Consider the following 23,297-nt stretch of genomic DNA (forward strand, 5'->3'; position numbering starts at 1 on the left):
AAGATAATGGAGCGGAAGATATACCAAACCCCATTTAATAAACTTAGCACCACATTCTATGATGGTAAAGGGATCCAGTCTGAGAACCTATTTTTCATTTTTTTATGTTCTTTATCGAACTGAGTAGTCAACCATTCACCTTTCATTGAAATTGTAACTGCTGCATTAACATCAGCGTTATCTTGATAATTACAGCTTTTACACAAAAACAACGATCGCTCATTTAGGTCGCGATTTTTAGAATCATAGTTCCCACACCTATTGCAAGTAATTGATGTACCTGCAGCTCTAACAAATAGCGGTGTTGGTAGCCCAACGTAGGACAGCTTATAATTTAATAAATGCTGTAATTTTTGATATTGCTGACGACTTAAAACTTTATTGAAATTAGTTTTTCGTGCAAACCTAGCTCGCCTGTGATGGTGTCCGTTCGCAATATTTGTCAAATCTTCCAAAACTACTTGTGACCTATACTTTAGCGCTGTATTGACGATCTCATTTGCAATTTTATGCATTATTAAATCAGTGTAACCACGCCATCGGATATACTTGGCATTGCCTTTTGTTTGTTTTTTTCTAGCGTTTGTCTCACATTCTTTTTGATAGTCTCTTAGTTCATTGCCATCACAAAAATCTTTCTTTAAAACTTCTTTTTTTGAAGTAACAGCAAAAGCCGCAATTTTGTCTATACCGCGATCTACCCCCAAATAGGTAGCAGGCTCAATTTTTTCAGCTTTAAATTCAAAAGTGACTGCCAATATGTACCCGTCTGCTTTTTTTATTAATCGATAAGATTTAGGTTTACCTTTAGCCAAAAATTCAGATTGATGCCACTTAGAGAGTTGTATGGGCAACAATAAACCAGTGGAACTAGAGAAGTTTTCGGTTTCCCCTGTTCGAACATTCACCAAATCATTAATAACAACTTTTGCTTTCGAAAACTTCGACTTAGAACTATGACTGTTAATATAAACAAAATATCTGCCTAAACCATCTCTCAACAACATAGCCCCATCCGATGGCCGAGTCCTAAGCCATAGTAAAGGTCTTGGCATACCATCATAAGGCTTTGAATATATTAATTGCTTAGCCAAATCTTGAGATTCAAGATCTAACGAACCAACTAACATATCCATTCCAATATCATAAGTGTCGATGTCTCTATTGTTTCGTGTGGGTAATTTTGCATCTTGCCCCGTTAAACGAAGCTCAACAGTTGAACTAATCTGTGCGATTGCATCTGCGACGACACCTGATTTAGAGGCGTTGGATAAAGGATGTGGTTTTATAAGTTGACTAGCCTCTTTTTTAAGCCGTGTTAACATGTCCTTTCTTTGTTCTTTATTTAGCTTAATAAGGGGCTCAACATGATGTGCCAGCCGTTCTATAACATCATAGAATGCGTTTTCGGCTAAACGCATCTGTGTATCTATTATATTTCCTTTTCTCTTACTAAACTTAACATTGAAAACCGCGGTCTTAAATGTTTTGATCATTCTCATAACGAAGATTATTAAAATAATAGCAAGTGCAAATAAATTTAATCTTAGCTAGCATTCTGAGTTATTCAAATCACTAACAAATGAACCTAGCCCTAATTTTATTCGAATAGAGCAAATGGATTTTAAAAGGAATTATGACTTTTCAAGTAACAGATCGCATTAAAATAGATGGCAATAAGCTCCCTCTTCATTCATTTCCATTGGAGTCATATTTATCGCTAATGGATATAACAATTGAAAATGACATTGACTGCACAGCCATGGCTTTTCGTAGTTATTTCGCGACTTGGGAGATCGTCGACAGTCATCTTTATTTAATCTATTTATCCAAAGGCTTCTCTCACGATACAGAATTCGGATTGAACTCAATATTTCCAAGCTATGCAGATAGAGTTTTTGCGCATTGGTATACGGGAACATTATCAGTTCCATTGGGCGAAATAGTTTACGACGGCTCTAGGAAATTTGGCCCCGTGCATAAATACGCAAATTATCTAAAAATAGTAGTTAAGCAAGGCAAAGTTATTAAGCAATATGAATCAGACAAGGATTACGAATAATGTGGGAGTTCAGTTGGCTTGATTACTGTTTGATTTATTTAGCTATCGGTTTTGTGCTTGGCATCAGCTTGTTTATTTTTGAAGAAAACGTAGTAGACAGTTTTGGTTACTATGCTGCAATTATTGTTATTGTCGTCATTGGCGTATCTATACTTTGGTTACCCTTCGCCATTATGCTGGTGGCCGCCGAGATAAAAAGCAAATTTAAACCAAAGAAAAAACCTGTTCCACCACCTGTTAAAAACTGCTTTTTCTCAACATATAGCATCAAGGAAATAGAAAGAAACCATTTAGTTGAAGACCCACTAAAGGCCTGCCCTAAACTGCCGTTTGGTTTTTTGAATGATAAATGGAAACGTTTTTCAGCACATCTTAGCAGCGATTCATTGGTGTTATTCGAGCGATATGATGGTAAAGGTAATATCACCCGAGGATATGCTGAGGTTTTACCTGATTTGTCCGTTAAGTGTTTTGTTTTTGAGCTAGAGTGATAATGTAATACAACCTGACTTTAATAATAACTATCACTAAGCATGGGTTTAGCTAAACAAAAGCTAATTTATACGAATCAATTACGATAAACTGATTGTATTGAATGATTTTGTTAGATCAATTTATCATTACTTAAAGAAATTTAGCTCTAAATATCATAGGAAGTATTTTTAACCTACCCGTTAAACTATGTACCAACATAAGTACCAACGAAAACAAAATAAATAACAAAACAACATATAAATCAAAAGCTTAAATAATTATATCAAGTTCAGGTGGGGCCACCATTCCCACTAAATAAGCGGAATGGTAGGTAAGTAACTACTCACAATTTCCTATTTTACCGAATAAGTCTCCTATTCCAACCATGGTCAGCTAGGACCACATAGCTTTCCTGTATATCTGACCATGTTTAGTCGCCACATTTAACAGGTAATCAAACATCGTAATAAAACTCGTGTAAATTTTAGTGGAAATATATCAAGCTCTTACCCTGCAGTTTAGCGATTACTCAGTTTCCTCCCCTTGATACTCTTCATTATTAGGGTTTAATTGATTTGCATGATTATCCAAGCTATCCCAATAAGCATCGTTGTTAGGATTCATACTATCGCTTCTATCATCATTCGGTGTACGACTCATTGCTTTTTCCTTCTTTGTTGTTGAATTTGTTTACCACGATTACCCTGCACTTGGTCATATTGCCTATTCGTCCCTTTGGTTCCTAAATTGGCATTTTTCATGTTTGACGAGTTATCTTGAGGTTTAATTTTCTCCATTTAGCATCTCCTTCATTGTTGCTTGAGGGGTATTCTGGTTTAATAGCATCCAGAAAAAAGGGACATTTCACTGAAACATGCTTGATCCAAAGCTACAAACAGGGTTGTTGTTTAATCAACTACCCAAACTACTTTTTATAGCGTCTAACCTAGCCACCTCAGATTCAGACGCTATGGTAAAAGTTGCGCGTATCTCCAAATCCAACCCTAACATTTCTCACGATGAGCAAATTTTTCGAAAGATTCGATCTGGTGCATTAGACGAAATCGATTTGGAAAGTTACTTAGATATAGGCAAATTAAATCTACAGATACCGAACATTAAAGATAGCGAATTACCAGAAGTTGGCAGTTGGCTATTAATCAAGGCGATGGTTGCGGGTTTAAAAGCTCACAACACTCATCAAGCGGACAAATACAAACAATTTATCGAAGCGCACTGTGAACTAGAGCAATTGGCAATTAGGCACCTACTCAAAGAAAAAGACTTTACTTATTTACAAAAATTTTTGAAGGATTGGCTCTTAGTAACCTCATTTGATAACCCCAATCCAACACCTCAACAAGGTGCCAGTTATTTGATCAAATTAACTATGTACTGGGGAGCAATGATCGAGCTTTATCTTGAGCTGGAACTTGAATCTAAAAATATCTCGTTCTTAAGCTATTCATTGCCTTATACAAAAATAAGAAGCGGATCTTCCAAATTACAATTCTCCTCAAGACGTTTTTTGGAACTCATCTTACAAGGCTGGGCTGAAGAGAATTACAGTAAAAATAGAATTACAAAAAACCAATTCTACAGAGATATTTTACGCAAACAGATAGTTGATCTAACCTTAAACCCGTCTAAAGACCTATGTGAATTAGAATTGATTGACCCGGACATTGATGCCATCAAAAAACGTTTTCAACGATGGGAGAATGCCCAGGTATTGTTTTCATATGACGACGTTAAGAAATACTTAGCAATACTACGGACTCCCTATTCTGAAAACGACCTAGGAATCTGGCTCGCCCCATATCTACTAATAAATTTATTTACATATATGCAGAAGGAGTTACTAAGCTCGGGGATATCACCAACACAAATTGAGCGAGAGTTTTCAGAATATCCGAAATACAAAACACTGGTTTCTAAGCGATATAAACGCTTCAATGCCGATACGAAGCTGAGTCCCTAGGTACAGCCATTAAAACCTCTATATCTCGGTTACACAATATATTATCCCTACAATAACGTTCTGTAGATACTCGACATACTCGAGTGTTCCAAGCGCCATCAAGCTATAAGCTATCTATAGACACTTTCAAACATCCAAAATAGTCGAGTATAACAGCGTATTAATTCAAGCAGACTAGGCTACCACACTAGTTACATTAACTATTACCAGCTAGATATGCGTTAATCTGGCTCAACATTTCTTCACCTCTAGTATCTTTATAACTGTAGTGGCATAGTGATTTTGGCCACCTAATTAGAGGATGTTATGATTTGTTCATAGCAGTATTAGATGAAGATAATGGCTAAGAAGTCACGTAAAAATTTCAGTCCAGAATTTAGATTAGAAACGGCTCAATTGGTGCTTGAACATGGTTATACCCATGAAGAAGCAGCCAAGGCCATGAATGTGGGTTATTCGACAATTGGTAAATGGGTTAAACAGTTAAAAGAAGAACGCCAAGGTAACGCCCCGAAAGCGTCACCAATGACCCCAGAGCAAATTGAGATCCGTGAACTCAAGAAACGGATTGAGCGCATTGAATTAGAAAAGGAAATTCTAAAAAAGGCTACGGCTCTGTTGATGTCGGACTCACTGAACAATTCGAATTAATCGAAAAACTCAATCAGAGCCATAAAGCCAAATATCCGATTAAAATATTGTGCGATGTATTTAATGTTCATCGCAGTAGTTATAAATATTGGTTAAAACGAGATAAGTCACCGTCACTTGAGTATCAAGTATTACTAAAGAAGGTTGAGAATGCTCATGAGTTAAGCGGTGGCTCCGCAGGTGCAAGAACGATAAGCGAAATCATAACTCAAGATGAAAGTGACGTAACCTTGAGCCGCTATCGGGCTGGTAACTTAATGAAAAAGCTTAATTTAGTGAGTTGCCAGCAGCCTCAACATGCTTATAAAAAAGCGACAAAAGAGCACGTGGCAATCCCCAATTTGCTTGATCGCAAGTTTGATGTGGCTAAGCCAAATCAAGTTTGGTGTGGCGATGTGACTTATATTTGGGCGGACAATCGTTGGGCATATTTAGCGGTAGTGATTGACTTATTTTCCCGTAAACCGGTTGGTTGGGCAATGTCACATTCACCAGATAGTGAATTAACTGTTAAAGCACTAACGATGGCATACGAGCTGCGCGGTAGACCTGATAACGTGATGTTTCATAGTGACCAAGGTAGTCATTATACAAGTCGTAAATTCAGGCAACGACTATGGCGTTACCAGATAACACAAAGCATGAGTCGTCGCGGTAATTGCTGGGACATAGAGAATATACTTAGTCTTACTGACAATGATGATTTGACCCGTGCTGGGATTGATCTAGTATCTTTGTGTTGACCTGTCGATCTTCATTCGTCAGTAATTTCATAATATTCAGTACCAGTGACCTAATAGGAGCATTGTGTTGCATCATCTGTGTCCAGTCCTGTTGCTGAAACTATGAGGGCTGACAGATATGAATACTAATAAAACTACCAATTTTTTAACGTTAGGCGTTGATACTCATCTTGATAACCATGTTGCTGTGCTTGTAAATAGCATTGGACAAGTCATTGATACTAATGATTTTAAAGTAAATTCTAGTGGATATGAAAAATTGTACAACTGGTGCAAATCGTTTGGTTCAGTAAAACAAGCTGGTTTAGAAGGAACAGGAACTTATGGCGCTGGATTGTGTAAGTTTTTGCAAGAGCGACAAATTGAAGTCTTTGAAGTAAACAGACCTAATAGAGCAATCCGTCGGCTAAGAGGGAAATCAGATCCTACAGATGCTGAAAATGCAGCTCGCTCTGTATTATCCAAAGAATCTACGGCAATACCCAAGTCTCACGATGGTATCGTTGAAGCCATGCGGTATTTAGTTGTAGCGCGAAAAAGTTCAGTCAAAGCTAAAACACAGGCCATCAATCAAATACGAGCTTTGCTTGTAACGGCTCCTGAACAAATTCGTGAAAAATGCTACCTGCCTTCCAGCTATCAATGTGTATCAGCGTGTAAAGAGCTTGAAGCTGAGCCAGATAACTTACTGGAAGACACACTAATATCAATGCTAAACCTATTATCACTGCGTTGGGAGGCGTTAGCTGAAGAATTAAAAACTATAGACAAACAGTTAAAAAAATTAACTTCTTCGGCTGCTAGCAGTCTTTTAGAACAATACGGAGTGGGGAGTTATGTTGCCGCTACTTTGCTTGTAGCTGCCGGTGATAACCCTGAGCGTCTAAGAAAAGAATCATCGTTTGCTGCTTTATGTGGCGTTAGTCCATTGGATGCCTCATCTGGTAAAAAACAACGCCACAGGCTTAATCGTGGAGGAGCTAGAGATGCCAACAATGCCTTATGGACAGTGGCCTTGATAAGAATGAGAAGTGACTTTAGAACAAGGAAATACGTAGAAAAACGTTCGTCAGAAGGGAAATCAAATAAAGAAATTCAGCGTTGCTTGAAGCGTTATATAGCTAGAGAGCTATATCCAATTATCGTATCAGACCTTTCTAAGTTAAGCTGACCTTGACATAGGAGCGTCAACGCACCAATGGAACGATTTTTTAGAAGTTTAAAGACGGAATGGATACCCACTATAGGCTATCAGAGTTTTAACGAAGCTAAGATAGATATCACGAAATATATTATTGGCTATTACAGCCAAGTTAGGCCGCATCAGCATAATGGCGGTTTGACACCAAACGAGTCAGAAAAAAGGTACTGGCTAAACTATAAAACCGTGGCCAATTTAACTTGACCACTACAAACCATCAATAGAGTTATAAATACTCACATCAGTGCGAATTTTCACCGAATCACCAAGCAGCTCTTTGCAAGCCTCATCCATGCATGCAACTACATCTGAAACAACTTGCTGTTGGCTCTCGACAGAGGCATTCGCGTAGCACACTCAAACATTTGTTATGAATACAATAGCCTTTACACTCTAGCTCTTTGAAAAACACTCTGACAAATTTCTTGGATAATTCTTCAATTAACACATCTCCCAATACCGGTTGAACATGCTTTCGATAAGCGATTTCAAGACCGTGTGTGCGACCTGCAATGGTATTTCGATAATCTAATTCCCCTATTTTATACAACTCAAAAATATCATTTAATCGTAGCTGTCTATTATTGGTTAACGAATCGAGGGCGGAATGTGCTTGCAGACGATAGCTATTCAATAACTCAACAACCCTACTTCTTGCATCGTCCAATGACATGCTCGAAGCATCCCCTACCCTGATGTTGTGGCTTTTGCTCGACACTTTAAATCGAGCGAAGTAAGTCTTGGTTCCTTTTTCCGTAACCGTTAACTTTAAATTAGGTTGTTTCTTATCTGAATAAGTCCGAGACTTATTGTCTGCTTTAATTGCGTTAATTCGTTTTTGAGTGAACGAAAATGTTGAGTCAAAATTCATATTTACACCTTTTTTACACTGACCAAAAGTGTAAAAAAAGGTGCTATTTGCATTAAAAACGGGGATAAAATCGGCCTATAGCCCGCATTTAACCGCTAAAAACCGAACAGGTGGGGCCACCATTTTCCTTACACTGTTCATATTTCTAGCGTTCATAAACACTACTTTTTAAACTCTAACCTGTTTGAAACTATTTTATAGCTTCATGAGATGGCAAAAGCAGATGAGATCCATGATTTCTTAAAAACATCATGCTTTGGCAATCGCCACATTGGATGATTTTCTAGTGACATACTATTTCTCCGGCTTTTCCCAAACATAAGACTTCATAGCATCGTCCACTTTTGTATGTGTTAATGCGTTTGTGAAGTTTGAGATTAGTTTTGATGCCAGTCCGGTGAGCACTTCCAAAGCTTGGCGCTTAGTATATCCCGCATTCAAAAACTCATTTAACTTATCGTCACCAATATGACCTCGGTTGTCTAATAAGGCTTTTGTGAAATCATGAAGCGCTTGAAGTTTTGCGTCTGGCAGATTAGTGCCATTTCTCAAAGCTTCAATAACATCGTCTGGCATTTTAGATGACTTCATCATCCATGTATGGCCCGGAACACAATAGTGGCAATTATTCTCAAAGTTTGACGTCATAAAAACAACTTGTTGCTCAACTGGGCTAAACGCTGTTTCTTTCATGAAGCTTGTAAAGGTTTGGTTATACGCTTTATATGTTGCTGGCGCTTCAGCTAAAATCTTGTGGAGGTTTGGGATCATGCCAAAGCCAGCTAAAGATTGCTCCATCAATGGTTTCGATTCTTCTGGTGCCGTATCCAGCTCATAGTAAGTAAACATAATTAATAGTCTCTATTTAAATATTGATTGAGTAAACGTTCAAAAATTTCTGCTTCTTGTGCACCTGAAAGGGCCTGTTCGCCATTAAAAATAAATAATGGTACGCCATGTACTCCTCTTTGATGCCAGTGCTATTCGATTAACTTCACTTCTTCAGCGTATGAGTTATTACAGGCATTGCTTGCTTAGCGTTCCGCGAATAGGGTAATTGTTATCAGGATTGCGTATCCAACCTAAGCCGTTTATTAATGACTGAAGTTCTGGTCTTATAAACGGGTTGTTTGAAATATCTGCAACGTGCACTTTACCTTCACTGTTAACGACAAATAATCCCGGCTCAGCAAATGGATGATCTGTTTCTTCAGGCGATCTAGGGGCTGATATATACAAGCCAAGCTCTTCCATTTGTTCAGTAGTAAGGCCGTAGGCGATAGGGAAACTAACATCAAGTCTTTCCATATGACTTTCTAGTTGTTTTTTACTGTCTCCGGAAACGGCGATCAAATCTACGCCTGTTTGAGCCAGTAAGCTTTTCGCATTTTCTAACTGGTTTAAGTAGCGGGTACAAAGCGGGCAGTGCTGACCTCTGTAAACAATGACCATCTTCCAATCCAAACCATTTTCAGGAACAGACAACTTTTTAATATCGCCATTCAAAAGTTTGGCTTCGATATTTGGAAAGTCAGCACCTGCATGCAATTTATTGGTATATTCAACGCTCATGACTGTTCCTTAAAAATGTTTGTTAATGTGCGCTTCAAATCGTTTGAAGTCATTTTCTACATCGGCATTCTTCATAACATCGAAACAGGCAAATGTTTCCATTGGTTTCATCCCAAAGAACTTGAAGTTCATATGCATAGGGAACATTAAGTCGTCGATTGATTTGCCATCAAAAAATTCACCTTCATCGTTAAATGCTTCTTCCGGTGCATTAAAAGTAAGAGACATCATATATTTGGTTTTAGTTAACGTGCCGCCCATACCATAGTTTTTCTTTGGTGCCTCTTTTGTACGGCCGTCACCAACACATAACGCTCCTCCCATACCAGCGGTATAAACTTCATCCATATACTTCTTAAATGACCAAGGCACACCCATCCAGTTACTGGGCGATTGCAGGAATACAATGTCTGCCCATTGATGATGTTCTAATTGCTCTTCTACATCGTACTCATCACTCATTGTTACGACGCGAGTGTTATAACCTTTACTCTCAAGCAGTGTTATTGCTTTATCAATTAAGGCTGCATTTAGCTTGCCTTCGGAAAATGGGTAATACTGGTGGGCATTAATAATTAACACGTTCTTCGAATCAGTAGCGCTCATAAAACAACTCCAAATTAAATTTCAGCAAAAATAAATAAGAGAAACATTCTCTAATTCAACCTATTTATGGTATATTTTAGTTACCTGATTTAAGTTATCAATTAGTATACTTTTAGTAACCTACTATTTTTATAAGGAGGATTGATGGAAAGTGTCGTAAAAACAGATAGTAAAGGTAGAAAAAAAGTTTTGAATGCATGCACTGAACCCTGCGCTATTGAAAAAGGCATGCGTTTAATTGGCGGAAAGTGGAAAGGCTCCATTATTTATCACCTTAAAGATGAACCTGTAAGGTTTAATGACCTAACCCGTATGCTTGGCGGTGCCAGCAAAAAAATGGTCGACCAACGCCTAAAAGAACTAGAAAGTGAAGGGATGGTACTCAGAAAAGTGATAAGTGATAGACCTGTTGCTGTAACTTATGAGCTAACCGATTTCGGTAAAACTGCACTGAATATCTTAGATGAACTCAGGATTTGGTCAGAATCCCATCAAATATAGCGATAACGACTTTGGATTATTTAGCTCACCTTTACTTAGCACAACCCAATGCAAATTCTCATTTTGGTAATCTTCTTGGCGATTTTGGTGGTAAAAGGTATGTAAAGCGTAACCGATCACTGCGCAATGGTGCTAGATACATGACACTTTCTCAATAAACCAGACAAATAGCCGCCTACACAAACTAGAACATTACTGGCTACATCTGTGAATAAGTGAAAAACAAAATGAAAAGTTACCATGTCAATTTCATTGATAAAATCACAACCCCAGCACAGCTTATCATCACGATAAGCACTACCTTTCATCCTAATAAATAAACATATTTTGTATTAACACAAATATTTCAAACCAAGCTACACTCAAATAAACGGTCGCAAAGGCCAGACAGCTGACAGCACTCGCTTAAGCGATTAAATCTGAATATCTTGTTACCTGTTCGGTAATTTTTTGAGATTGGGGTTAATCTAAGTGACAATAAAATCCTGTTTCATAACCAGCTTATTAGCGGGTTGTTTATTATTTAATAACGCGCAGACGCAAACATTACCTGTCGCATTCGATATCTTTGTTGATTATTCAGTCATCGATAATATTAATACTCAGCCGCTACGTGGTCTCGCTGTTGTGAGTTCCGAGTGGGCGTTAAATCAGTCTGAAAATATTTGGCTAAGTGGCAGTCTTATCGCTTATACAGGTGACAATGGCAGTGAGTTATTAGGTGATTGGCAAGGCTTTGATAATATTGATGCTAGTGACCAGATAAGTCTTTACCAAGCATTAATCGGCTTTAAACCGCAAGAAAACTGGCAAATATTACTCGGCCAGATTGAAGCCAATGATCACTTTGCGTTTACTGATCATGGCGGACTGTTTTTAAACTCATCTATGGGATTTAGTCCAAGCATTAATGGCTTATCTTCCTACCCTGATACTCAATTGGGCTTAGTTGCAAATTATCAAACAGATAACTTAGGGATCAGCGCTGGCGTTTTCAAAATACATAACCAAGAAAGTCAACGTTTTGACCAGCTACAGCAGATTGTGCAACTCACTTTACCCATGAATAGCGTAACCATGCGCTTGGGTATTTGGCAAGCACCAGATGATACAAGATCACTAAAAGGAGCTTATGCAGTAGTGGATTGGCAAATGGCTAGAAAATTGTCGGCTTTTGTTATGCTCGCTAACAATGACAAAGACTCAATTAACATAGCTCACAGTCACCTAGGTGCGGGGGTGCAGTATGATAATGTGTTTGATAGCAATATATCTTTAGGGGCAGGATATACGCAAGCTAAACTAGAAAACGATAAAGAGTCGGTTGTTGAATTTTTTATCCACCTCCCCATTAATCAGTACCTTAAAATCACCCCAGATCTACAATGGATCAAATTGGCCGATCAGTCTAGCCACAAGGTATTGACACTGCGAAGCAATATCACTTTTTAAACCCAATCTGTTAGCAACTATCTATTATCCCGCTTTGCAACTTCAATACGATACAAATGGCTTTTACACTGCGGGCATGGGTTAACTCCCGAAACCGTGCCCGTGTAGCTAATATCGCAAGCTGCACAATAATATTGACAGGGCTGTTGCTTAGCTTGCTCTTGCATCGCTTGCTGACGTTCAGCAAGTTTACGTTTATGTTGTTGTAAATTGGCTTCTTGCTCCGCTAAGCGTTGCTGTTTCTGCTCGGCTAAAACCTTTAAACGTTCAGCTTCATCATTCGCTTGCTGACGTTCTAGTTCAAGATCGCCTGATGTAGTTGATTCAAGCATAGCTTGTTGTTTTGCCACCTTGGCTAACGCTTGCTGGCGTTGGTAATCTTGATGACGAGCTTGCGCTGCTCGTTGTTTTTCTAATTGTTTTGCTCGAGCCTGTTGGCGCTGTTTTTGTGCTTTTTCTTCTTCTTGTCGTTGTTCTTGACGGCGTTTTTCTGCTGCAGCCTGTTGTAGTTTACGTTGCTGTTTTTGCTGTGCTACTTTTGCTTGTTGGATCTTTTCAATTTCTTGCTCTATCGCCTGTTGACGAACATGATACACCCAACGCTTTGCTTGATGTTTCGACGCCGCTAACATACTTAACAAATAAGCTTTGGTTGATTGCGTGGTATCCGACTTAGTTAAAGCTTGAAGCAATTTTTCAAGGTTTATAATAATAACGCCAGCGATAGATTGACAACGATGCGGCGAATAATAACGACCTTTATGCTCAAAAAAGATCCCCAGTTTTTTACCTTGTACATCCAAAATAACGTCAAACTTACCCCGCTCAATATCAAGATGCTGATACTCAATTGCCTTGGCTTGTGTAACAAGACGCCGCGATCTTAATAATGTATGGTTGAAATAGTAATCGGGTGTCGTAAAGTGCGTATGCTCAACAAATAATTGTTTAAGCATTAATTTAATTGCCGAATACCAAGAGTAATCGCATTCTGAATAATTAATCCCGCTATCAAAATGACTGTTATGCGCAAAGTGCCAATCGTTTTTAGTGCCATGACGGGCAACCAAAGGATGACCACAGCTCGGACAAATACAATTGCATTTAGCCCCCTGCTCGACATCTTGAATGTCGACCAACTGTTGGCTATCAACGGCGAGTCCAAACGGTATTAAATGCTGCATACTAGGCGAATTTTTATCTCTGTGAACGACTTAAAATGAGTTCTTCGCGAACACAGTTTAATCATAGCCACTTATTTTCTTTTTGTTAGGCTTAAACTGCAACAGGATCGTGTTGCGATTCGCTGCGCTCATGGCAACCTACGGTTAATTCTAATCACTGTAGGTTGATCCGAGTATAACGAGGCGCAACATTTAAAGCCGCAATCGGTGCGGTTCGTAGAACTCACGGCACCCTACGACCTACGACAACATTGTCCATCTAATTCCTATCGTTCTCTAAACATAGCCTCCGCAAAAGCATCCAACTCAGCCTCGTCTAATTGAAAAAATGGAAACTGTTTAGCCCTACGGCGGCGATTTGATAAAACACTGGCTAATGCCTTGACCGTTTTAAATTCACTAGCAAATTCTTTCAGCTCAGCAGTATCAAACTTCAAGTTAGCTATATACGTTTGTAAGTTTTGCTGGGTAGCTTTTTTCGTTCTAGCGTGGAAACGACTAAAAACCATAGCTTCAATACCGGGTTGATTATCAATACCAGCAAATTCTTCTTGTAGATCGTACAATTTATTTTCTAATAAAGTTTCAAGAGCGGCGACTGTATTATCATCAAATTCAAACTCTGCACCTTTAATATGCTGTTGGTATAAAGATAGGATAGTAAAAGCATCATTACTTTGTTTGGCTTCAGCTAGCACTTGCATCAACTCATGCCGCTCGCTTTTCTGTTGTTCATCAGTAACCTTGTCTGGATGCAAGGCGCTAGCTAAGCGTTTATACATTTTATTGAGTTGGCTTGATTTAAATAAGTTATCGAGCTCCACGTTAGAGTTGGCAAATTCAGGGGCTGCCTGACGCTGCTGTTGATTCCCAAATGGGTCATCATCTACTTCATCATTAGTAAAATCAAAAGGGTTTTCGTCTTCCAATTCCTCTTCCCACATTTGCATGTGCAATTTCTTTATAAGCTCTTCCATGTAAGCGGGGTTTTGCGCCACTTTCTTCAATTCTTCATCGCTAACCTCAGCTTCATCGACTTCCCCTCCCATCATTTCAGACAACATGGCGCGTAATTCATCTATTACATAATCGTCTTCGAAATCCAATGGCTCAACAAGACTGTTCATTTGCTTGCCAAACTCATCTCGTAAAGCACCAGTATCAATATGAGAAGCAAATGGGTGTTCTTCCAAGTCACCTATATCTTGGCCTATCCAATCCATTAATTCGTCACGCTGGGCATGGCTAAAAGACTTACGCGGAATAAACTTGATTAAGTGCTTAATTTTAGCCTCTACTTGTAAGCAATATTCGTGTTCTAATGGTTCGGCTAATTGCTTAAATTACTGATAGAAATCAGCCTGCTTCACCTTATGCTTGGCAATTTTAGTTTTTTGTTTTTCAATTTTTTGCCACAAAGTTTGCAGCCGAGATGTTTTTTTATCAGAAGATATCTTCTTGGCTTTTACTACCAAGTTTAAATTAACGACTTGTCCCAAAACCAAACCACTTTAAAAAATATAATTGGCTAAATACTAGGGGGGAAATAAAAGAAACAACCAAGGCTATTTTCCGCTAACTAATATCAAGTTAGCATACTCAATCAAACTCCACTTCTCTACCATCACTGGTATGCACTTTTACCACCACATCATCGATATTATCAGCCATTATCACCTCGCCAATGGCAGCGTGATTAAATAGCACAGCATCATCTTTGATTTCGCCATTTTGTTTAATCAAGCGGCGTTTAACACTCATTTGCCGGCGTTTGGTAAACCAGTTAAGTGGTGAACGGTGCGAGTATAAAGCGCGATTGATTTTATCTAAACGGCGGATCAACGTATCAGGAAAAGCATTTTTTAAGCCGCTAGCTGTCACCTGTAGAATGCGTGGGCTATTGCGACGGAAACGCAAAGTCACATCGTAGGCAAATGAGTAATGGACATCACCGGATAAGATCACAAAATGTGGTGGGGTTTTAGCATGACGGAAGATATTTAAGATGACGCTAGCTGAGCCTTTATGTGCCATCCAATTTTCAGCGTCCACCACCAAAGGTTTGCCAAAAAAGGTGAATATGGCTTGGATAGCCTCAATTAATTTCACGCCAAAGACTGGCGCGGGAGACACCATGATCACACTGGGTTCGTTGATAAGCTCACTTTGCAACTCACTTAAGGTCTCCCAATCCATCAAGCCTGATGGCTTGTTAGCATTAGATTCAGAGCGCCATCTATGAGTGCGGGTATCCAGCACTAATACTTTAGGTTTAGTATCTAAGTAAAAATGCCAATGCGGCCAATCTAAAATGTTGTCTACAACTGTGTCGTGCTCAACTACGCCTTGCGGCGTAAACTTATCAGCTATTTTTTCGGCCAATATATCAAAATTTTGTTTTTGATTGCCCCAACCTTGGCACAACCAATAAGCGATTAATGCATTACCAATAATACGTTTTGAGTATGGGTTACCGTACGCTGCCTCTTCCCAACCCCGAGTTAAATTCCAGTCATCGGTTACGTCGTGATCATCAAATATCATGTAAGTGGGAATATGCGCTAAAGCACGACGGACTTTAGGTAAGGTGTCAACAAAGCGTTCAATACACTTAGCTTCGTCGTCAAATCTCGCGTTAAACTCGGCAGGTAGTTGTGGCTTAAGTAAGTTTAAATTCACTTTTTTCCATAAAGTTGGCGACCATACCAACAAATACATAGCCAACATTTCTGAAAGGGTGATTAAATGGTTATGAGCGCCAACTGAGGTAAATATCGGTTTACGGGCGCCCAAAAACACCAGATCTAGCACTTTTTGACTGGCTTTATCATCGGGCAATAACGCTTCTCTGTAGTAGTAGCATTTATCGCTAGTTAATAGCTCTTGGGTGTCATTGATTTCCGTACCTTGCCAGCTTTCTTCATATAGGCCCAACTCATCCATTACTTGATGAATTACACTTAACATGGGGCCTGCCACGTCATCCACATACACTTGGTCGCCCGACAATATCAACATGGCTGGGCGCTGTGTCGCATCATCCGCAACGACAGCTAATTTATCATCCAACACTGCCAGTGCATCATCCTGATTATGATGCGGTTTACGACAGGAGCCATGCATTAAGCTTTTTATTTCAGACGCGATAGTAAAAGTCACGCACTCTTGGTCTTGATAACAAAGCTCAGGCACTAACTGCTTTAAATTAACTTTGCTTTCTGGATTTTGACCAAGCGCAGCTTGAAACAATAAGTCATAGCTTAATAAAGTATCTTGCGGTAAGGGTTGCTCGAAATGAACATCGATATGATGAATAAAGCACTGTTCACCAACTTGAATACTAGAACAATTATCCGGCTTTAAATCAGCGGAAAACAGTTGCTTACTTTGCTCCTTGATCACTAGCTCAGCGCAAATTGGCTGGCGGGTCACTAGCCACAATGTCAATTGCGCTGACGAAACATGGCGTAAAATCGGCCCTGCTAGGATTTCTGTTTGATGCTCTAGATTATTATTCAAGGCAAGACACCTTTTATAGAAAGTACTGCGTTATATAACTAAGTAAAATATAAAAGAAAAATGGTTACAGCCCAATAAGCCCTTTTTTATAGAGAATCAAGCTTGATTACTTTCACCCTGAGCGCGAAGCAGTCGAAGGGTTCATTTTATCTAAGATACGCACAATTACTTATATCCCTTTTCAGGCGATTAATAAAGCCACACCCAACATGTAAAAAGTGCAGTTTAGCTAAGACTTTCAATGCTAGTCGGTCTTTAGACCAATGGATACACCTTCTACATAGGTTTAAATATTGGCCTACAGTCCATATAAAAGTATTAATATACGCGACTTTTTGTCCTCTAGAACAGCACTTTTGTTGTTCACATTGTTCTAACTCATACATAGCGCCAAGATTTGTCCGCTGACGCAAACATAGGGTTTGCGAGCACTAAACCTAAGGACAAATCATGTTTAACTCATTTAACAGAGCGCTTGCCATGTTAATAGTTGGCTTGGCGAGCTTATGCAGTTTACCCAGCCAAGCAAGTGGTTTATTACAAGCCAAGCATGCTCAGCATACCGAATTAGAAATTAGACAACATCACGTTAATGTTGTTATTGAAAATGGCTACGCCATAACATCAATCGAGCAAGTATTCTTTAACCCGAATCAACAAGATCTCGAAGCGCATTATTCATTCCCGGTACCACGTAAAGCCGCGGTCAGTGAGTTCAGCTACTGGATCAACGGCCAACAGATTGTTGGCGAAGTGATTGAAAAACAACGCGCTAAAAAAATCTATCAACAAGAAAAAAGCCAAGGCCGCGAAGTCGCTGTTACCGAACAGAATGACTTTAAAACCTTTAGCTCAAAAGTATATCCCGTGCGCGCCCAACAAGAAGTGCGGATCCAACTGGCTTATATCCAAGCCGCTCACGTTGATACTGGCATAGGTCGTTATGTTTATCCATTAGAAGACGGTGGTGTTGATGAGCATCAATTGGCGTTTTGGACTAACAACGACAAAGTCACCGAGCAATTTAGTTTTAATTTAACGTTTCGTTCTGCTTACCCAGTGTCGCAATTTCGTTTACCCAAACACCCTAGCGCGCAAATAACCCAAGTCTCAGCACAAGAATGGCAAGTTTCTCTTGGCAATAACAAACTAAACAACGGCGCTAACAACGGCCAGTTCGTTGAAGAAGGCGCTAACGCCCCCCCTAATAACCAGAATTCTCTTGGTGTAAACCAACCAATATTTTCGCTTAATCAAGACATAGTGGTCTATTGGCGTCATCAAGATGGCTTACCGGGTTCAGTTGATTTAGTCACTTACAAAAAGCCGAATGAACGTAAAGGTACTTTTATGCTGACCTTAACTCCCGGTGATGATTTATCCCGAATCACTGAAGGCCGCGACTGGGTATTTGTTTTAGATTACTCCGGCTCAATGCAAGGTAAATATCAAAGTATGGTCGATGGTATTCAACAGGGTTTAGCCAAATTGAATCCTGACGATAGGTTTCGCCTCGTCATATTCAATGACTCAGCGCAGGAGATAACGTCACACTTCGTTAATGCGACACCACAAAACGTTAATCAATGGATTGAAACCCTAAGCCACTATCAACCAGGCGGCAGTACTAATCTTTATGATGGCGTTAAACTCGGTATTAAAAGCTTAGATGCCGATCGCAGTAGTGGCTTAATCCTTATAATTGACGGTGTTGCTAATGTCGGGGTAACCGAGAAAAAGCGCTTTTTACAACTAATGGAAAAACGCGACGTGCGCTTGTTTACCTTTGTCATGGGTAACAGTGCTAATCGCCCCTTGTTGGAAAGCATGACTAATATTTCCAACGGCTTTGCGCTTAATGTTTCAAATAGCGACGACATCACAGGGCAACTTATGCAGGCAACCTCAAAGTTAAGCCATCAAGCCTTGCATGATATCGAGCTAGAATTTAATGGTGTAAAAGTAGGTGATATCACACCTGAGCGCATCACTAGTTTATATCGCGGCCAACAACTTATTGTATTTGGTCACTACTGGGGTGATGGTCAAGTTGAGATTGAACTAACCGGTAAAGTGTCAGGCCAGAAAAAACACTATCGCACTCAATTCGAAATGCCAAAACAAAGCGAATTAAACGTAAGCGCCTAATGAACTGGCGGGGCTAGCTTTCTTTATTTTCTGTTTTAAAATTCCAAGGTAGGAGTGCTTCTAACTTTTCAACCGTATCTGCATATGGCAAGGCTTTGAATACCGCGTTGAGGTAATGATAAGGTTCAAGGCCATTCACCTTAGCCGTTTCAATCAAGCTATAATGTATTCCGCTGGCATGAGCGCCAGCTGGACTATCTGCAAATAACCATGCTTTTCTGCCAACAGCGAACGGGCGTACTGCGTTTTCGGCTAAGATATTACTGATATTCAATCGACCATCTTCGCAGTAAACCATTAACTTGTCCCATTGATTGTGTAAATACGTCATGGCTTTGCCGGTTAAACTGTCTTTGACCACTTTGGGGCGCTGCACATCTAACCATTTCTTTAATTTGTTCAGGACAGGAACACTTTGCTTTTGACGTGCTTGATATTTTTCATTGGCACTCAAGGATTTGATATTACGCTCTATCACATACAGTTTGTTGATATAGCTAAGCGCCATATCCGCTTTACTCGCTTTGTTCTTGACCTTTTTCGGTTGCGCGACCTGAGCGTCTTTAAATTTACGCCTTGCATGATCCCAACAACCCAACGAGGTTAGTTTGTATTCTTTGCAGACAGCATTGTACCCTGCATATCCATCGGATTGCAGATAGCCATTAGTGAATCCATCCAGCAGGCGCAAGGGTACCTCCTCACCGCGCGAAGGATCATATTCAAACAGGACTGATTGTCGTTCTGGCTCTCCACCGAGGGTGACCCACATGTATTTGTTGCTCGTTGGGGATGCACCAGGCTCTTTGAGTACCTGAATTCGGGTTTCATCGACCATTATCAGTGAGCCGTTATGTTGATACTCACGAAGTAAATGGATAAGTGGCTGAACCTGCCTCGCTAACGCGATAACCCAATTGGCTAAGGTCGCCCTTGATATATCACCACCGTAACGACGGACGATATTTTCTAAACGATACAACGGCATACCATCAGCATATTTCGACACGATAATATAAGTCATCAAGTTAACACTGCCCATGGCTTTAGCCACAGGATGTAATATCACGTCAGCAGTTTTGATAATGCGCTTGTCTTGCTTATCTTTAAACACCGCCTTTTCTTGCATGTATTCCAACACTCGAACTTGAGCCGGAATGATATCTAACTCTTCTCTGACTTTGACAAAGAAAGTGTCAATGGCACCGACTTTGTCTTCTTCAGATAAATAAGCGAATACTTGCTCACGTGGTAACTTATCAGAAAAAGGCTTGCGTCCTGTTTTGGCTTTTGAAGGGGTATCCGGTAACGGTAACTCTTCTTGTTCTGGCTCAGCGGTGATTTCGGCTTCATTAAACAAGTTACCTTGCTCGGCTTTGGTTTGCTCACTGCTGGCGCCAAAACGTTTTTGATTAGCAAGGTTGAGGTACTCTTCTAATAAAGCGATACGCTGTTGTTGCCAAGCAATCACTTCTGTTTTTTTGTCAATAATATCGTCTTTTTCAGACAACAATGCCGCCATATCTTCCATGATGTTGGTCGAGTCAGATGCTAGATTTAGTGGGGTGTTCGGCGGCAATTTCATGCCACGAATTATACCAAACCTGGGTCATAAAGTCGTTAAAAAACAGACTCATAATTGAGTTTTTTATGGCCTCGCATAGCACTGATATCATAGCCATCCAGTAACCAATTTATCTGCTGGCCGGTTAACGTCATCACCTCTTCATTGTGACGAGGCCACCTGAATTTTTCTTCGGCGAGGCTTTTGTAATAAAGGACGAAGCCATTGTTTTCCCAGAAAAGGCATTTGATTTTATTGCGTTGACGATTGGTAAAGGCATATAAATGGCCTTCAAATGGATTATGGCCTAACTCACATTCAACGATAGCGGATAACCCACGAAATGACTTTCTAAAATCAACTGGCTGACAGTAAAGATAAACCTGTGTGAGTGCCGTATTGGGGCGCATCACTTGGCTCATGACAACACCTGAGCCAATTGTTTAACCAACTCTAAGTTATGATGGTTAATCCCACACACCTTAAGGCCATTGTTCAGTTGTACACTCAGTGGCTCACTGGTTGTGTAACTTTCCATGACTTGCACACGAGCAAATCCGTTGGTAACGGTGCTCACATGGCAGGGTGGATTGGGATTGCCTATTTTATGTTTATGGTAACTTAAACTGTTTTGAGATAAGTTGTGCTGACGGCAATAGGCGGCTTGGCTTAACCCTGACATTTGCCATTGTTCGATGTGAGTTTGCCAGAATGCTTGTTTATCTGTAGTCATGTTATTTCCTCGCGTGAATGATGAGGAAATTATGCGGTTCTCAGTTCTCGAAAGTAAGTACGTCAGTTCATTAGGCGCTTACAATTAAACCCAGAATTAGAACGCTTGTGGGCATTTGGCAAAATTGAAGATCTGCAAGACAAAATGGCTTATTTTGGCAAAGACCAAGATAGTGAACATGCCATTCGTGATTTAGCGATGCAGTACAGCCTAGTGACTGACTACACCTCGATGATAGTGATGACGGAAGAGCAATTTGCCGCGCACAATATCGATCGTAAAAACAAGCAGCGTGTCGGTAACGAGAAGCAAGCTCGCCAACAACGTCAAGCGCAAGGCGTACAAGATAATCGTGTAGATAAGCAACAACCTATGTATAACTCACCACGACCAAGCCATAGTGGAAGCGGCGGTTCTCTAGGTTATGGCTTTTTAATCCTGATATTGGGGTTAACAATAGGTCGAGTTGCTAGGGTGAAACGTTAACACCTCTTACCTTTGGGCTTGCAAGTTCGTAAGCCTAAAGGCTCACCTACAATAAATACTAAATACACCAAGCCGTTCGATCACCAATGAGAAATACACCATCACCAGCACAAAAATAACGGCAGCAGAAAAGGTCACCACTCCCACCGAAAAACATATGCCAACTTAAGTGCATTAAACGAACCTTGTAATAAATATGCGCAGGGGATTATACAGGATTTGGATAATGCTTAATTGAATCACACGATTCAAATTTTGTGCTTAAATGTTTATCCAATTAATTATACAGATAATACTATTTCTGGATTTGGAACACTTATATAAACTGGTATATGTCGATTTTTTCAGATTATATCGACATATGAACTTCTCATGTCGATACTATCGACATATACTCATAACATGTCGAAATAATTGCAAAACATAAACATGACTTGGTATCCACAGCGTGCTTTTAACGATATACCGTTATTACCCCCCCAAAATGACGAAATAGAGTCAGTTTCAGTGCTTAAAGTTTGTATATCCGCACGTGCTGCCTTAGCAGAACTAAAACAAGCTGGGCAACTCTTACCCAATCAAGGTCTGCTAATCAATTTATTGCCATTATTGGAAGCAAAAGACAGTACCGAAATTGAAAATATTGTTACGACATCTGACCAGTTATTTCAGTACGCCCAAGAAGAATCACTAGCCGATGCAGCTACAAAAGAAGCTCTCCGCTATCGCACAGCTTTGTACAATGGGTATATAGAATTAAACCGCATGCCTTTGTGCACGAATACTGCGATAAAAGTATGCAGTACCATAAAAGGTGTGCAAATGGATATTCGCAAAGTACCCGGTACTACACTCACCAACCAAACAACAGGAGAAGTGATCTATACACCACCAGAAGGTGAAAAACACTTACGTGATTTATTGGCGAATTGGGAAAATTTTTTACACAGTGAACAAGATGAAATTGATCCCTTAATCAAAATGGCTGTTAGCCATTATCAGTTTGAAGCTATTCACCCATTTACCGATGGCAACGGTCGTACAGGAAGAGTACTAAACATGCTCTACTTGATAGATCAGCAACTATTAACCCTACCTATCCTCTATCTCAGCCGCTACATTTTGCAACATCGCGCCGAGTATTACCGTTTACTAACAGCAGTAACTCGTGAACAGAACTGGCAAGACTGGTTGGTTTATATGCTTAAAGCAGTCGAACACACTGCAACTTGGACGGTTGGAAAAATCGCAGCTGTGCGCCATTTAATAGAGCATACATCCAACCACATTCGCACATCATTACCTAAAATATACAGCTATGAACTAGTACAAATTATTTTTGAACAACCATACTGCCGTATCAATAATTTAGTCGATAACAATATAGCTAAGCGTCAAACAGCATCAGTGTATCTTAAACAACTAGCAGAAATAGGCGTGTTAAACGAAATACAATCTGGTAAAGAAAAACTATTTGTCCACCTAAAACTGATCCAACTTATGACAGCAGATAGCAATGAGTTTAATCACTATTAACTATTAAGCTGTA

22 protein-coding genes and 3 pseudogenes are annotated in these 23,297 nt (G+C 39.8%); 12 read left to right on the forward strand and 13 right to left on the reverse strand.

Annotated elements, in window-relative coordinates; all coding sequences use genetic code 11:
• Window positions 1-56: 56 nt before the first annotated feature.
• Window positions 57-1,496, reverse strand: a complete 1,440-nt coding sequence (locus C2869_RS19565) for a zinc ribbon domain-containing protein (protein ID WP_159084245.1) — start codon at window positions 1,494-1,496, stop codon at window positions 57-59.
• Between the two features lie 140 nt (window positions 1,497-1,636).
• Here C2869_RS19565 and C2869_RS19570 point away from each other — a divergent pair, with 140 nt between their 5' ends.
• The gene (locus tag C2869_RS19570) at window positions 1,637-2,062 is read left to right on the forward strand and encodes a hypothetical protein (RefSeq protein ID WP_108604526.1); all 426 of its coding nucleotides are present in this window, start codon (window positions 1,637-1,639) and stop codon (window positions 2,060-2,062) included.
• Between the two features lie 29 nt (window positions 2,063-2,091).
• Entirely contained in the window at window positions 2,092-2,553 is a 462-nt protein-coding gene (locus C2869_RS19575; RefSeq protein WP_159084246.1) for a hypothetical protein, read from the forward strand.
• A 508-nt stretch (window positions 2,554-3,061) separates the two neighbouring features.
• On the opposite strand, the gene C2869_RS23005 is transcribed toward C2869_RS19575, so the two are convergent.
• Window positions 3,062-3,196 (reverse strand): hypothetical protein, encoded by a 135-nt coding sequence (locus C2869_RS23005; RefSeq protein WP_268958765.1) that lies wholly within the window; start codon window positions 3,194-3,196, stop codon window positions 3,062-3,064.
• On the reverse strand, window positions 3,193-3,333 hold the full coding sequence (locus tag C2869_RS22715) for a hypothetical protein (protein WP_199915598.1): 141 nt from the start codon (window positions 3,331-3,333) through the stop codon (window positions 3,193-3,195). The genes C2869_RS23005 and C2869_RS22715 overlap by 4 nt, the downstream gene beginning before the upstream one ends.
• A 77-nt stretch (window positions 3,334-3,410) precedes the next feature.
• On the opposite strand from C2869_RS22715, the gene C2869_RS19580 reads away from it, so the two are divergent.
• The 4 genes and pseudogenes from C2869_RS19580 to C2869_RS19595 all read left to right on the forward strand — a co-directional run.
• Entirely contained in the window at window positions 3,411-4,517 is a 1,107-nt protein-coding gene (locus tag C2869_RS19580; protein ID WP_108604528.1) for a hypothetical protein, read from the forward strand.
• 339 nt (window positions 4,518-4,856) lie between these two features.
• Window positions 4,857-5,836, forward strand: a pseudogene (locus tag C2869_RS19585) (IS3 family transposase); the annotation flags it as partial.
• A 193-nt stretch (window positions 5,837-6,029) separates the two neighbouring features.
• Window positions 6,030-7,082 (forward strand): IS110 family RNA-guided transposase, encoded by a 1,053-nt coding sequence (locus C2869_RS19590; protein WP_108604529.1) that lies wholly within the window; start codon window positions 6,030-6,032, stop codon window positions 7,080-7,082.
• Window positions 7,083-7,100: 18 nt separating this feature from the next.
• A pseudogene (locus C2869_RS19595) lies at window positions 7,101-7,316 on the forward strand (integrase core domain-containing protein); the annotation flags it as partial.
• Window positions 7,317-7,398: 82 nt separating this feature from the next.
• Here the strand turns inward: C2869_RS19595 and C2869_RS19600 are convergent.
• From C2869_RS19600 to C2869_RS19620, 4 genes are all read right to left on the reverse strand, one after another.
• A complete protein-coding gene (locus C2869_RS19600) occupies window positions 7,399-7,983 on the reverse strand; it encodes an Arm DNA-binding domain-containing protein (RefSeq protein WP_108604530.1) in 585 nt (194 codons plus the stop codon).
• Between the two features lie 294 nt (window positions 7,984-8,277).
• On the reverse strand, window positions 8,278-8,832 hold the full coding sequence (locus tag C2869_RS19605; RefSeq protein WP_108604531.1) for a carboxymuconolactone decarboxylase family protein: 555 nt from the start codon (window positions 8,830-8,832) through the stop codon (window positions 8,278-8,280).
• A gap of 168 nt (window positions 8,833-9,000) precedes the next feature.
• On the reverse strand, window positions 9,001-9,555 hold the full coding sequence (locus tag C2869_RS19615; protein ID WP_108604532.1) for a peroxiredoxin-like family protein: 555 nt from the start codon (window positions 9,553-9,555) through the stop codon (window positions 9,001-9,003).
• A gap of 9 nt (window positions 9,556-9,564) precedes the next feature.
• Window positions 9,565-10,161: an NAD(P)H-dependent oxidoreductase gene (locus tag C2869_RS19620; RefSeq protein ID WP_108604533.1), complete on the reverse strand. Its 597-nt coding sequence runs from the start codon at window positions 10,159-10,161 to the stop codon at window positions 9,565-9,567.
• Window positions 10,162-10,305: 144 nt separating this feature from the next.
• Here C2869_RS19620 and C2869_RS19625 point away from each other — a divergent pair, with 144 nt between their 5' ends.
• The 3 genes and pseudogenes from C2869_RS19625 to C2869_RS19635 all read left to right on the forward strand — a co-directional run bounded on the left by C2869_RS19625 (window position 10,306) and on the right by C2869_RS19635 (window position 12,114).
• Window positions 10,306-10,662, forward strand: coding sequence for a winged helix-turn-helix transcriptional regulator (locus C2869_RS19625; protein WP_085286222.1), 357 nt, complete (start codon window positions 10,306-10,308; stop codon window positions 10,660-10,662).
• A gap of 11 nt (window positions 10,663-10,673) precedes the next feature.
• Window positions 10,674-10,793, forward strand: a pseudogene (locus tag C2869_RS22895) (ACP phosphodiesterase); the annotation flags it as partial.
• A 340-nt stretch (window positions 10,794-11,133) separates the two neighbouring features.
• On the forward strand, window positions 11,134-12,114 hold the full coding sequence (locus tag C2869_RS19635; RefSeq protein ID WP_108604534.1) for a carbohydrate porin: 981 nt from the start codon (window positions 11,134-11,136) through the stop codon (window positions 12,112-12,114).
• 17 nt (window positions 12,115-12,131) lie between these two features.
• On the opposite strand, the gene C2869_RS19640 is transcribed toward C2869_RS19635, so the two are convergent.
• The 3 genes from C2869_RS19640 to C2869_RS19650 all read right to left on the reverse strand — a co-directional run bounded on the left by C2869_RS19640 (window position 12,132) and on the right by C2869_RS19650 (window position 16,817).
• On the reverse strand, window positions 12,132-13,298 hold the full coding sequence (locus tag C2869_RS19640; protein ID WP_108604535.1) for a competence protein CoiA family protein: 1,167 nt from the start codon (window positions 13,296-13,298) through the stop codon (window positions 12,132-12,134).
• Window positions 13,299-13,564: 266 nt separating this feature from the next.
• Window positions 13,565-14,521 (reverse strand): hypothetical protein, encoded by a 957-nt coding sequence (locus C2869_RS19645; protein WP_108604536.1) that lies wholly within the window; start codon window positions 14,519-14,521, stop codon window positions 13,565-13,567.
• A gap of 376 nt (window positions 14,522-14,897) precedes the next feature.
• The gene (locus C2869_RS19650) at window positions 14,898-16,817 is read right to left on the reverse strand and encodes an alkaline phosphatase D family protein (RefSeq protein ID WP_228710711.1); all 1,920 of its coding nucleotides are present in this window, start codon (window positions 16,815-16,817) and stop codon (window positions 14,898-14,900) included.
• A gap of 450 nt (window positions 16,818-17,267) precedes the next feature.
• On the opposite strand from C2869_RS19650, the gene C2869_RS19655 reads away from it, so the two are divergent.
• Complete coding sequence (locus C2869_RS19655; protein WP_108604537.1) at window positions 17,268-18,965, forward strand: VIT and vWA domain-containing protein; 1,698 nt, start codon at window positions 17,268-17,270, stop codon at window positions 18,963-18,965.
• A gap of 13 nt (window positions 18,966-18,978) precedes the next feature.
• On the opposite strand, the gene tnpC is transcribed toward C2869_RS19655, so the two are convergent.
• From tnpC to tnpA, 3 genes are read right to left on the reverse strand one after another with little or no spacing between them, the layout of a single operon-like run.
• Window positions 18,979-20,550 (reverse strand): IS66 family transposase, encoded by a 1,572-nt coding sequence (gene tnpC / locus C2869_RS19660; protein WP_108602118.1) that lies wholly within the window; start codon window positions 20,548-20,550, stop codon window positions 18,979-18,981.
• A gap of 35 nt (window positions 20,551-20,585) precedes the next feature.
• Window positions 20,586-20,951 (reverse strand): IS66 family insertion sequence element accessory protein TnpB, encoded by a 366-nt coding sequence (gene tnpB, locus C2869_RS19665; protein ID WP_108602117.1) that lies wholly within the window; start codon window positions 20,949-20,951, stop codon window positions 20,586-20,588.
• Window positions 20,948-21,262: an IS66 family insertion sequence element accessory protein TnpA gene (gene tnpA / locus C2869_RS19670; protein WP_108602116.1), complete on the reverse strand. Its 315-nt coding sequence runs from the start codon at window positions 21,260-21,262 to the stop codon at window positions 20,948-20,950. Before tnpA ends, tnpB begins: the two co-directional genes overlap by 4 nt.
• Window positions 21,263-21,367: 105 nt before the next feature.
• Between tnpA and C2869_RS19675 the strand changes: the two genes are divergently transcribed.
• Entirely contained in the window at window positions 21,368-21,748 is a 381-nt protein-coding gene (locus tag C2869_RS19675; protein WP_108604538.1) for a hypothetical protein, read from the forward strand.
• Window positions 21,749-22,177: 429 nt separating this feature from the next.
• Window positions 22,178-23,284 carry a protein adenylyltransferase Fic gene (gene fic / locus C2869_RS19680; RefSeq protein ID WP_108604539.1) on the forward strand — a complete coding sequence of 369 codons (1,107 nt, stop codon included), beginning with the start codon at window positions 22,178-22,180 and terminating at the stop codon, window positions 23,282-23,284.
• Window positions 23,285-23,297 lie beyond the last annotated feature (13 nt).

This window comes from Saccharobesus litoralis, assembly GCF_003063625.1.
Classification (GTDB): domain Bacteria; phylum Pseudomonadota; class Gammaproteobacteria; order Enterobacterales; family Alteromonadaceae; genus Saccharobesus; species Saccharobesus litoralis.